A 12,925-nucleotide genomic window follows, 5' to 3' on the forward strand; every position below is an offset into this window, starting at 1 on the left:
TATCAAAAGCTAACGCTATTCTGTTAACTGTCTAGTCTTAACAATCAACATTTACTTCCACCCCATAACGACTCGGTTTTAATTAAATTAAAAACGTTATGCAAAATACCTATTCTTTTGAGATTATGATCATACGTAGCGTTAGATGAATGAAATTTGGGGTAAGCGGGGCTTATCTAAACAGGCATTTTATCGCAAGCGAAAATCTAACGGTATTCAGTCAAATAGTGTTTTCAGCGTGGTTAGGGAGATGTTCATAACCATAACGAATGTTACTCTTGAGAGCGTAACAAATAATACGCCAAGCTAAGTGTAACTAAAACGTTTAATTAGATTTCGTCGAAAGAGAATTGACTTGCTAGTGTCTCTAGAGGACTCATCGAGCCTTAAAAACAAAAAGCATAAAAAAGGCCATTATAAATAATGGCCTACTGCGTATTTTAGCATCTGACTTTTTATCGGACTGACTTTATTGAGTCCAGCAATAGCGCCTTGTCGCAGTAACTTTAACGGTGTTAATTCATTAGAAAATGCAAAATAACACGCATCCATCATGCTCATCATAGCAAGATTAGGTAAGCGTCGTTTTTTCTCATAATCTTTTAACGCACTCAATACATCAGCTTCTTTTGATAAACTGCTAGCTAATTGTGCCACATCTTTAAAACCTAGATTTACGCCCTGCCCTGCAAGCGGGTTAATTGCATGTGCTGCATCGCCGACTAATACACATCGTCCTTTGCTGTAATTGTTTGCATGTTGACGTGTTAACGGGAACACCGCTGTATTTAGAATCTCAAAATCCCCCGGTAACTCAGGGTAATGCGTCAAAATCGCGCTTTTAAGTGACGCTTTACTGCCAGTCACGAGCTTATTTAGTGTATCTTCATGGTTATACCAAATTAAATTCGCATAAGGTGCCTGCATCGGCAAAAATGCAACAGGACCCGTTGGTTGGAACTCTTGCCATGTAATGTCTTGCTCTGGTGCATCTAGCTCTATTAACACACCCATGCATGCTTGTTGGTATTGCCAACCGGTGGTGCCAATCCCCAACAGCTCTCGTGTTTTAGAGCGTGCACCGTCAGCAACAATCACTAAATCAGCGTCTATTTTCTGTGATGAAAAACACACACTCACGGTGTTACTATGTTCGAGTATTCCCTCTAACGGGCCTAAATCACTTTTTACTGAAATCGCTAAGTCAGCAAACGCACGCCAGATACTCGCCTGAATAATGCTATTTTCAATAATGTGTCCAAGATGAGTCTCGCCAATTTCCTCATTGGAAAATACCAAAGGTGCTTGGTGGTGATCTTGTACACTTAAACGATTATATTGCACGTTGCGCGCGGCCTTAACATATTGCCATGCGCCTAAGTCTTGCAACAGATTTTCAGAGAAAAGATTAAGTGCAGACACGCGAATATCAATTTGTTCATCTTCGAGTGTTTTTACGGCATCTATTGGTTTATTTTCCACTAACGTTATGGTGTGACCTTGTTTTGCAAGCGCCACTGCGGCCGCTGCGCCCACCATGCCGCCGCCAACAATACAAATAGATAAACTCATAAGACATAATCCTTCAGATTGATATGCCGACTATTCTAACGTAAGCCTCTAACAAAAGTTTGATTTTGATTCATATTTTTTAAGAAAAATCGCGTTAAATTTAACTCATAAATTGTTTTTCTAAATAAGCACTGATGATTTTGCAAACATATTTGAATCCACCTACGCTTAAGGATAAAATACGCGTCCTTTAAGCTGTAAGTAATTTGTTGAGGCACGAAAACATGGGTAAAAAGCTGCATATCAAAACATGGGGCTGTCAAATGAACGAGTACGACTCGCAAAAAATGGCAGACCTATTAGATGCTAGCAATGGTTATGAATTAACTGAAGAAGCAGAAAATGCAGATGTTATTCTTCTAAATACGTGTTCGATTCGTGAAAAAGCACAAGAAAAAGTATTTCACCAGTTGGGCCGTTGGAAACTGTTAAAAGATGACAACCCTGATCTTGTGATTGGTGTAGGTGGTTGCGTAGCATCACAAGAAGGCGACACAATTCGCCAACGTGCACCTTTCGTAGACATTGTTTTTGGTCCACAAACATTGCACCGTCTTCCTGAAATGATCAAACAAGTGCAAGAAGAAAGCGGCTCTGTAATTGATATTTCATTCCCTGAAATCGAAAAGTTCGACCGTTTGCCTGAGCCAAAAGCTGAAGGCCCAAGCGCGTTCGTATCGATTATGGAAGGTTGTTCTAAGTACTGTACGTTCTGCGTTGTACCATACACGCGTGGTGAAGAAGTAAGCCGCCCACTTGATGACGTATTACTTGAAGTTGCACAACTAGCCGAGCAAGGCGTACGTGAAGTAAACCTACTAGGTCAAAACGTAAATGCATATCGTGGTGAAACGCACGATGGTGAAATTTGTTATTTCTCAGATTTACTGCGCTATGTAGCGGCAATTGATGGTATCGACCGTATTCGTTATACCACATCACACCCAGTAGAATTCACACCTGATATCATTGAAGCCTATGCTGATGTGCCAGAGCTTGTTGACCACTTACACTTACCTGTACAAAGTGGCTCTGACCGAGTTCTTGCATTAATGAAGCGCGGTCATACGGCGCTTGAATACAAATCAACCATTCGTAAGTTACGTAAGATCCGCCCTAACCTAAGTATGAGCTCTGACTTTATTATTGGTTTCCCAGGCGAGTCGAAAGCAGATTTTGAAGCGACGATGAACCTTATCAATGATATTGGTTTTGATATGAGCTTTAGCTTTATCTACAGTGCACGCCCTGGTACGCCAGCCGCTGATTTACCTGATGATGTACCAGAATCTGAAAAGAAAGAGCGTTTATACATTTTACAAAACCGTATTACGCAAATGGCGCAAGATATCAGCCGTAAAATGTTTGCTACTGAGCAACGTATTTTAGTTGAAGGCCCATCGAAAAAGAATCCAATGGAACTTCGTGGTCGTACTGAGAACAACCGCGTAGTTAACTTCGAAGGCCCGCATTCCGTAATTGGTCAGTTTGTTGATGTAAAAATTACCGAAGCCTTACCAAATTCACTGCGTGGTGAGTTAATTCGCACTGAAGCTGAAATGGACCTACGTAAAGACGTAGCGCCAAGCGATATTTTAGGTAAAGCACAAAGCCAAGAAGCGAATGAGCTGGGTGTAGCAACATTTACACCCTAAATGTTAATTTGGTGTGGCTGAGGCCACACCAATCAAGGAACCCATTTTGAGTAACCAGTTAAAAACGTTAGAAACTTACCTCGAACCCTCAGACAATAAACGTCTAGCATCTCTTTGTGGTCCATTCGACGAAAATATAAAACAAATCGAACGTCGACTTGGTGTGGAAATCGCCCATCGTGAAAACCACTTTAAAATCACCGGCAACGCACATAATGTAATTGCAGCAACTGAGATTATTAAAAATCTCTACATCGAAACACAACCGGTTAAAGGTATCAGCAAAGATATCGAACCTGATTTGGTGCATTTAACGATTCAAGAAACCACGGTACTCGAGCAAGACGATGACTTATATCGTGACGAACTTGTTATCAAAACCCGTCGCGGCGTTGTAAAGCCTCGTAACCCAAATCAAGCAACCTATATTAAAAACGTATTGTTGCATGATATTGCCTTTGGTATTGGTCCTGCAGGTACAGGTAAAACCTATTTGGCGGTGGCTGCGGCAGTAGACGCTCTTGAACGTCAAGAAATTCGCCGTATTTTGCTTACTCGTCCTGCGGTAGAAGCTGGTGAAAAACTGGGCTTTTTACCGGGTGATTTAAGTCAAAAAGTCGACCCATACCTACGCCCACTTTATGATGCACTTTTTGAAATGTTAGGCTTTGAGCGAGTTGAGCGTTTAATTGAAAAGAATGTGATTGAAGTTGCCCCGCTTGCCTACATGCGTGGTCGCACCTTAAACGACGCCTTTATTATTTTAGATGAAAGCCAAAACACTACCGTTGAACAAATGAAAATGTTCTTAACGCGTATTGGTTTTAACTCAAAAGCAGTGATTACTGGCGACATTACGCAGGTCGATTTACCGCGCGGTGCACGCTCAGGGCTTCGTCACGCCATTGAAGTATTAAGCGATGTAGAAGCGATTAGCTTTAACTTCTTTAAGTCACACGATGTTGTGCGTCACCCTGTTGTTGCAGCGGTTGTTGAAGCGTACGAAAAACACGATGAAGTTGAACGCTTAAAGAAAATCGAAAAGAAAAAGCAGCAAGAGCTTGATAAAGCTAACGCGCAAAATGAGTCAGACGCAACATGATAGAACTGGATTTACAAATCGCCCATGAATGTGACAACTTGCCATCATTCGAGCAATTTGAACTTTGGGCAAATAAAGCGCTGGCAAATTTAAAGCCCAACGCCGAATTAACCATTCGCATTAGTGACGCAAACGAAAGTCAACAACTTAACCACGAATATCGCGGTAAAGATAAGCCAACAAACGTGCTGAGCTTTCCGTTTGAAGCACCACCAGGTATTGAGCTGCCGTTAATTGGTGACTTAATTATTTGCCCTGAAGTTGTGTTACAAGAATCTATCGAGCAAGAAAAGGCATTTCATGACCATTTTGCGCATATGGTAGTACATGGCTGCTTGCATTTAATGGGCTATGACCATATAGATAGCGAAGAAGCATTAGAGATGGAATCGTTAGAAAAACAGTTACTTGCTGATTTAAACATCGACGATCCCTATCGCGACTAATTTTGTTTTTGAAATTCAAACTAAATTTGGTATAACAGGCTTGGATTAGCCAATAATTAATCCTTAATTTTATTTAAATGGAGCTAATAAAGCGCTTATGAGCGACGAAAATTCGCAATCTAGTCAGGGTTCTTCTGGTAAAACTTGGTTAGACAAAATCACCCAAATGTTACAAGGGGAACCCCAGAATAAAGAGCAGTTAGTCGAAGTTATTATCGACGCTGAAGAAAGAGATCTTATTGACCCAGAAACCAAAGATATGATGAAAGGTGTTTTGGGCGTATCGGAACTGAAAGTTCGCGATATTATGATCCCTCGCTCGCAAATGATTACACTGGATGTAGAACAAACAATTGCCGAATTGTTGCCAGTTATGGTTGAATCATCGCACTCACGCTTTCCTGTGGTATGCGAAGATAAAGATCATGTAGAAGGCATCTTACTCGCTAAAGATTTATTGCCGCTTATTTTAAAAAATCAAGAAGAGCACCCACCACTTCGCGATTACTTGCGCCCAGCTGTTGTTGTGCCAGAAAGTAAACGTGTAGACACCCTACTCAACGAGTTTCGTCAACAGCGCTATCATATGGCGATTGTAATTGATGAATACGGTGGTGTTTCTGGACTTGTTACCATCGAAGATATTCTTGAAATCATCGTTGGTGAAATTGAAGATGAGCACGACGAAGAAGAAGAAACACAAGATATTCGTCAAGTTGCAAAGCATGTATATTTAGTACAAGCGCTTACGCCACTTGAAGATTTTAATCAGCACTTTTCGACGTATTTCGATACCGATGAAGCCGGCACCATAGGTGGTATTATTCTACATGCCTTTGGTCATATGCCATCTCGTGGTGAAACCATTGAAATTGACGGAATTCAATTTAAAATCACCAACGCAGATAGCCGCCGTATTCTTCAAGTACAGGTTACATTGCCAAAAAGTGATGATACCAACGAAGACGAATCAACAGATAATTAAACGTGATCTCATCATCAATGAAAGACAAAATGCTGGCGCTTATCGCCGGCATTTTAATGGTATTTAGTTACTCACCGTTTAACCTTTGGCCAATCGCGCCCTTCGCTATTGCCACTCTTTTTTACCTTAATCGTAATGTCAGCGCTAAAACGGCTGCTAGCCATGGTTTTATCTTTGGCCTAGGTTGGTTTGGTGCGGGCATAAGTTGGGTACATGTATCCATTGCAGAGTTTGGTGGCTTGCCGCTAATTGCATCACTCTTATTGATGTTGATATTGGTTTCGTACCTTTCGCTATACCCAACCCTAGCCTGCTGGCTTAGCCATAAATTCAGTAACAAAAACACCTTATCTATAACGTATTTGGCGCTTTTTATTCCGTTATTTATCTTGATGGAATACTTACGCGGTACGCTACTTACAGGCTTTCCATGGTTAAGCTTTGGCTATACGCTAACAGACAGTCCACTTAATAACCTTGCCCCTTGGATAGGTGAAACAGGGTTAACTGCGGTGAGTTTATTACTGGGTTTTGCTATTTACGCACTGAGCCAACGCAGTTTTAAGCCAGCGGTTGTGATTTCATCCTTGCTTTTATTGGCACTCGGTTTAGCGAATTTTTCACCTTCTGTAAGCTACCGAGACAAATCGATTGATGTCGTACTGGTGCAAGGCAATATCAAACAAGAGTTACGCTTCGCGCCTGAAAACTTCTGGCCAACCATGGCGAAATATCAAGATATGACTCGTCCAAATTGGCAGGCTGATCTAATCGTCTGGCCCGAGGCTGCTATTCCTGAGATTGAAGTACTAGTAGACGATTACCTTGGTAATCTTGATAAAGCAGCGGCATTTAATAATACCGCGCTTATTACCGGCATTATTGATTATCAGCTCGGTACAAAAACGGTTTATAACAATTTAATTGTAGTAGGCAAAAAGCATGCTGATGACCAACAGGGCCATTACCGTTATTTGCATCACAATCGCTATAACAAACACCAATTACTTCCCATTGGTGAGTTTGTACCGTTTGAAGAAATATTAAGACCGATTGCACCGCTGTTTGACCTTGACCATTCTTCATTCACTAGAGGCGAAGCGAAACAAGCTAATTTAATTGCTAATGGTTATCACGTATTACCGGCGATTTGTTATGAAATTGCATTTAGTAGCTTAGTACGTGGTAACTATCAGCAAAATTCTGATATTTTATTTACGGTAAGTAATGATGCATGGTTTGGTAATTCTCACGGCCCTCACCAGCATATGCAAATTGCACGCATGCGTGCCCTTGAATTGGGTATGCCCTTGGTTCGTGTCACCAATAACGGCGTGAGCGGCGTGTACGACCCAATCGCCAAACACGGACAATATTTACCCCAATTTGAAGCGGCGTTAGAGCGTTTTTCCCTGCCACTCACCACTGGTAAAACATTTTACAGCCAGTATGGCGACCGTGCGTTATACATCGCTCTACTGCTTTGTTTTATTGCAAGTTTAATTACCCAACGGCAAAAAAAAAGAGCATGCCATAATCGATGACGACGTTATTGTGTTATCACGCGATGACGTCTAAATTTAATGTGTTACCTTTTTTGTCAGATACTTAAGGCACACATTTGCTTAAACAGCCCAATTCGCCATTGCGCTTTAGTAAAACTATCGTCATTACGATTTTACTGAGCGCATTTATTCATCTGTTAACCTTTGCTCTAGCAAAGACCACCTTGTCTCAATGGCGTTGGCAACATATTCCATTTCACAGCGCAGTGGAAGTAATCGGTGGCGTTATTGCGCTATTAGTGTGTTTTCTATTAATCAATTTGGAACAAAGTAAACGCGGTACTAGCTTTAATTTAGTTATCGCTGCGGCGATTGGCGCGATGGGTGTCTTCGATATTGCCCATGCTTTAGTCAAACCTGGAAACTTATTTGTTTGGTTACATTCGTTAGCCACATTTTTTGGCGGGCTACTCTTTGCATTAGTATTGCTTAAGCCGAAATTTACAAATGCCATCAGCACACGTTTTGTCTTTGTGGTTTTGCTGTTAAGCCTCATTATTTCCACAGTTTCGATTATCTTTCCTCAGCAAGTACCGATTATGGTGCAGCAAATGCGCTTCACCTCTTTAGCCACTTTTATGAACATGTTTGGTGGCATTGCCTTGTTATTCGCCGCAATCAAGCTTTTCTTTGTCTATATGCAATTTAAGAAAAGTGACGACTTACTGTTTATTTTGCACTGCTCAATGTTTGGCTTTGCCGCTATCATGTTTCAGCAATCGTTCTTATGGGATGTTTCATGGTGGGGATGGCACTTACTGAGGCTATTAGCGTATGGCGTGGCATTATGGTTTGCCCTGCAAAACGAGCGATACTTGTTTCTTCAGTTGCAAAGCTCTAACGAGTCGTTATTACAGCAAGAGAAAGCCACACAAGCATCTCTCGACAGCGCAAAAAAACGTATCGCAATCACCGAACAACAGCAAGCCGCGGTACTTGCTAGCCTCTCAGATGCAATTATCGTTATTAACCAAAAAGGCCATATTAAACTCTTCTCAACAAGTGCCGAATCTATGTTTGGTTGGCAATTACGTGATGTGCTTGGCAAAAACGTTACCTTGCTAATGAATAGCGCGTTTGCAGAAAAGCACGACGAGTTTGTTGCCAACTATCGCGTTAAACAATCCCCCTCTGCTATTGGTAAAAACCGTGATTTAATTGCAAAACGTAAAAATGGCGATGAGTTTCCCATTGAATTAACAATTAGCCACCTTTTACTCGACGAAGAACACCACTTTGTAGGCGTAATACGCGATATTACTGAGCGCAAAGAGCAAGAGCGTTTAATAAAGCACGCGAAAGAAGTCGCCGAAAGTGCCAACAATGCGAAAAGTGCCTTTTTGGCCAACACCAGCCATGAAATACGCACACCAATGAACGGTGTGTACGGTAATTTACAACTGTTACATGAATTGCAACTCAATAAAGTAGCAAACGGCTATGTCAAAGATGCGCTCGATTCAACAAAAGCATTAATGACGGTGGTAAACGATATTCTTGATTTTTCGAAAATTGAAGCCGGTAAACTATCGTTAGAGCGCACACCATTTAAACTTAGTGAACTACTCGCTAATTTACATGCAGATTTGGTCCAAACTGCGCTGACAAAAAACATCGCGTTTAATATTTTGAATCAGGTAGAGCATGACCTATGGATTGGCGACCCAACACGTATTAAACAAGTGCTACTGAATATCTGCTCTAATGCGATTAAATTTACCCAACAAGGCAGCGTTACTCTGTCTATTTTGCCAAATGCCAATAAACCATGTATCACATTTTTAGTTAATGACACTGGCATTGGTATGAGTGAAAAAAGCATTGATAAACTGTACCTGCGTTTTGAACAAGCTGACGATTCCATTACCCGTAAGTATGGTGGCACAGGCCTTGGTATGCCAATCGCACAATCGTTAATAAAACTAATGAGTGGCAGCATAAGTGTTACAAGTGAATTAAATAAAGGCACAAACTTTACCATTGATATTCCACTGACAAAGGCCAAAGAGCACGCACAAAATCAACACGCGCAAGCCGAAGAAATTATCAACCTTAGTGAAAAGCGCTTATTGCTAGTTGAAGACAATCCAATTAACCAAGTATTAGTTAAGGCAATGTTACAGCCAACCCAAGCGCAACTAACAATAGTGAACAATGGTTTGCAAGCATTAGAAACTGTGAGCGAATCATTTGATTTAATTTTAATGGATATGCAAATGCCGGTTATGGATGGCAAAACCGCAACCACCAAAATCAGAGAAAATGATACTAGCACACCAATCATCGCGCTCACCGCGAATATTATGCAGTCGGATATTCAAAGCTATCGCGAGATTGGATGTAATGACTGGATTGGAAAACCAATAGAAAAAACCCTTTTATTAGACAAGTTACAGCAGTATTTAAAATAAAAAAGCAGCGATTACGCTGCTTTTATCGGTTTAGTAGCTAGGAGTTTATTCTTCAACACCGCCATTAATCACTTCGGCAAAATGGCTTAAGCGACGTAGCGCTAAGTCGTGAATGGTATCCTTACCATAAGTGCCTTTGGCAGAGAGTTCGCCAGCTTGTTTACCCAGTAAGATTTCAAACGCCTGATCAACTGTACTCACCGCATAAATACTAAACAGCCCTTTTTCAACAGCCTCCAGCACTTGTGCATTAAGCACTAAATTATGCACATTAGATTGCGGCACAATCACGCCCTGTGCACCATTTAAACCGCGCATCTGACAGAGCTTAAAGAAGCCTTCAATTTTTTCATTCACGCCGCCAATTGCCTGCACTTCACCGTGCTGGTTAATTGAGCCAGTGAGTGCAATACCTTGATTAATCGGTAAACGCGTGATGGCTGAAACCAATGCGCACAACTCAGCAAGTGATGCACTATCACCATCAATCGAACCATAACTTTGTTCAATGGCAATGTTCGCGCTCAAGGTCAGGGCAAAATCTTGCGCATATTTATTACCTAAGTAACCCGTCAGTAACATTACGCCTTTACTGTGAATCGATTTACCGAGATCAGCTTCACGCTCGATATCAACAATGCCATCACTGCCTGCGTAAACAGTCGCGGTAATGCGCGCTGGTGTACCGAAGCTGGTATCTCCAATATGCAGAACAGTTAAGCCATTAACGCAGCCCACTTGCGTACCTTCAGTTTGTATAAGCACATGACCTTCTTTAATTTCAGTCATAAAAGATTCGCTTATTTGCCCAGTACGATATTGTTTACCAGCAAGCGCTTCGTCTATATGTGCTGCTTCAATTGTGGTTTCACCATCTTGCCGTGCAAAAAACGCGGCTTCGTTGGTTAATTCAATCACATCGGCAAAGCGCGCTGAAAGCTTGCGTTGGTGTTCAGCTTGGCGGTGACTAAAACGCAGAAGCGCCGCAAACGCATGGGCCGAAAGTGACATTTTTAGTGTTTCTGTCGCATATTTTTGAACCCGACTGATCAGTTGGAACTGATATTTATCGGTCGCCGGAATATGGTAATCAAAATCGGCGAGCACACGAAAAAGTTCATTGAACTCATCATCATACTCTTGCATTACGTAATACAAATCACGTGAACCAAGCAAAATTATTTTTACATCTAGCGGAATAAGCTGTGGTTTTAACGTGAAGCTTGCACCCACACTTGAATCTTGAGCAGCAAGATCTGTTTTAATTTGCTTACTCTTTAAACTTAATTTTAGCGCGTCCCAAACTTGGCTATTAGCCATCAGTTTTTCCGCATCCATCACTAAATAACCACCATTAGCACGATGTAGTGCACCCGATTGAATCGAGCGGAAACTGGTCACAATGGAACCTGATTGCGAGGTGTATTCTACTTTGCCAAAAATATTGCCAAACGTTGGATTTGGCTCATAGACAACAGGTGCACCCTCTTCTTTGTGGCTCACTAAAATGTTTGGCGCAATGTATTCCGTTAGCATTGCACGCTTATCTAAGTCTTCTTTATTATTTTCGTCGCTCTCTTCAGCCAGCCACTCTAATACCGCGTCTATTAACTCAGCTTTAAGGTCTTTTAGATACTTCACAATGCCTAAATGGCTGGTGTATTTGTGCTCTAAATCTTTTAGCAGCGGTTTTATTGCGGTTTCTACCGTTTTTTGCTTTAGTTCGCGTAGTTTTTCCGATGATTCACGTTTCCATCTTGGCAATTCAATTAGCGCTTCATTAAGTGCATTTTCTAAGCGAGATATTACATCGTAAAAATACTGCTTTTGCTCGTCATCTAGGCTTGAAAACTCAGCGTCATCTAACTGTTTACCATCAATCACCGGGGCAAAGCTGATCACGCCCGACTCTTCAAATAGCGCCACGTTATGTTGGTTAGCAATTTTTTCTACGATCTCGAGCGCTTCATCGTATTTCTCGTTGAAACTACTATCAATTGCTTTCTTTTGACGTTGATAATTAGGGTTATCAAATGCGGCTGGAAAGGTATCTAAAATCTCATCAATAAATGAATCGATATCATCACTAAATAGTTTACCTTCGCCTGCAGCCATAAAAATAGCACTTGGCTGACGGTGTTCGTCAAAGTTGTTTAAATAAAGCCAATCCGGTGGGGTTTGTTTGGTGCGACTTTGCGCAGCTAGTTTTTCTTGCACCATGGTAAAACGACCTAGAGCCGGTTCACCCATCACGTAAATATTGTAACCTGGCAGCTCCATTCCTAGCGCAAAATCAATGGCACTTTGTGCACGCTTTTGTCCAATAATTGTGTATTCATCAGGATATGCTTGCGCCATGCAAGTTTCTATTGCGTGCAATTCTATTTGCGGTGCAAGTACATCAACACCAAGTTTATTCTGTTCGCCAATTTTCATAATACTACCGTCCTTATTAGCGCTTGCTCGCTATAGCTTTTGTGTGAGTCTACTTAAGTCCTTAAAAAATAACATCAGAAAGTTAAAATATTTATGGCGCGCTGGCGATACGATGAAACTCAATAGCATCACACTCAATACACGCGCTTAATTGGCTGGGATGCGTGATGTGTTTCACTTCACCACAGGCTTTACATTGAAACTCACCAAACGATACCCACTCGCCTTGTTTGTAAACACCGTTGTGCTCAAAGTCATCAAGTAATAGTGACCATTCTAATTGCGTTTTATCAACTAAATGTGACAACGCTAACCACCACTCTTCATTAAATTCTTCATTTGCGAAGTCATTGTCTTTTTGCGCCTTTCTGAGCCGGTTAAACTCCTCAATATCGCGTTTTACGTAATAACTGTAATCTTCTATTTGCTCTTTTGAATATTTGCCAAGGGCTGCCAGCTCTTTTTGAAAGTCATAGAAGGCTTTTTGCAAGCTTTTAAGCTCATGATCGTTTACATCCTGTAACCACTGTTGAAAGCGCTTTAAATAATTGTCGTAACTGTCTTTCATTTTATTCCTCCTTTTGCTGTTTCTATAAGTATAGTAGCGATATAAAAAATATCTTGTATCAAACAGTTAACTGCTTATTAAAACAACAATCAAGTAGCAAAATCAAACGGCGTTTGAGGTGCGATTAAAGACACAAAAAACTTACTTTTAATGCACAGCTAAGGGTGTATTAGCGCCGCAATTTA

General features: G+C 41.2%; 9 protein-coding genes. 6 read left to right on the forward strand and 3 right to left on the reverse strand.

The genetic code is table 11. The annotated features are described in order from the left end of the window. Window positions 1–414 precede the first annotated feature (414 nt). Window positions 415–1,572, reverse strand: coding sequence for an FAD-dependent oxidoreductase (locus AC2IOM_RS12955; RefSeq protein ID WP_486358596.1), 1,158 nt, complete (start codon window positions 1,570–1,572; stop codon window positions 415–417). Between the two features lie 224 nt (window positions 1,573–1,796). Between AC2IOM_RS12955 and miaB the strand changes: the two genes are divergently transcribed. The 6 genes from miaB to AC2IOM_RS12985 all read left to right on the forward strand — a co-directional run bounded on the left by miaB (window position 1,797) and on the right by AC2IOM_RS12985 (window position 9,736). Beyond that, window positions 1,797–3,227 (forward strand): tRNA (N6-isopentenyl adenosine(37)-C2)-methylthiotransferase MiaB, encoded by a 1,431-nt coding sequence (gene miaB, locus AC2IOM_RS12960; RefSeq protein ID WP_010560397.1) that lies wholly within the window; start codon window positions 1,797–1,799, stop codon window positions 3,225–3,227. Window positions 3,228–3,273: 46 nt separating this feature from the next. Next, window positions 3,274–4,329, forward strand: a complete 1,056-nt coding sequence (locus AC2IOM_RS12965) for a PhoH family protein (RefSeq protein WP_105171599.1) — start codon at window positions 3,274–3,276, stop codon at window positions 4,327–4,329. After that, window positions 4,326–4,775, forward strand: coding sequence for an rRNA maturation RNase YbeY (gene ybeY, locus AC2IOM_RS12970; protein ID WP_486358597.1), 450 nt, complete (start codon window positions 4,326–4,328; stop codon window positions 4,773–4,775). Before AC2IOM_RS12965 ends, ybeY begins: the two co-directional genes overlap by 4 nt. Before the next feature lie 97 nt (window positions 4,776–4,872). After that, window positions 4,873–5,760, forward strand: coding sequence for a CNNM family magnesium/cobalt transport protein CorC (gene corC, locus AC2IOM_RS12975; RefSeq protein WP_100913141.1), 888 nt, complete (start codon window positions 4,873–4,875; stop codon window positions 5,758–5,760). 29 nt (window positions 5,761–5,789) lie between these two features. Beyond that, window positions 5,790–7,304, forward strand: coding sequence for an apolipoprotein N-acyltransferase (gene lnt / locus AC2IOM_RS12980; protein WP_486359565.1), 1,515 nt, complete (start codon window positions 5,790–5,792; stop codon window positions 7,302–7,304). 77 nt (window positions 7,305–7,381) lie between these two features. Continuing rightward, window positions 7,382–9,736 (forward strand): ATP-binding protein, encoded by a 2,355-nt coding sequence (locus tag AC2IOM_RS12985; RefSeq protein ID WP_486358598.1) that lies wholly within the window; start codon window positions 7,382–7,384, stop codon window positions 9,734–9,736. 45 nt (window positions 9,737–9,781) lie between these two features. On the opposite strand, the gene AC2IOM_RS12990 is transcribed toward AC2IOM_RS12985, so the two are convergent. After that, on the reverse strand, window positions 9,782–12,172 hold the full coding sequence (locus tag AC2IOM_RS12990) for a Lon protease family protein (protein WP_486358599.1): 2,391 nt from the start codon (window positions 12,170–12,172) through the stop codon (window positions 9,782–9,784). Between the two features lie 91 nt (window positions 12,173–12,263). Then, a complete protein-coding gene (locus AC2IOM_RS12995) occupies window positions 12,264–12,740 on the reverse strand; it encodes a zinc ribbon-containing protein (RefSeq protein ID WP_010560404.1) in 477 nt (158 codons plus the stop codon). Between the last annotated feature and the right edge of the window lie 185 nt (window positions 12,741–12,925).

This window comes from Pseudoalteromonas sp. NS-SX12 (assembly GCF_057367955.1).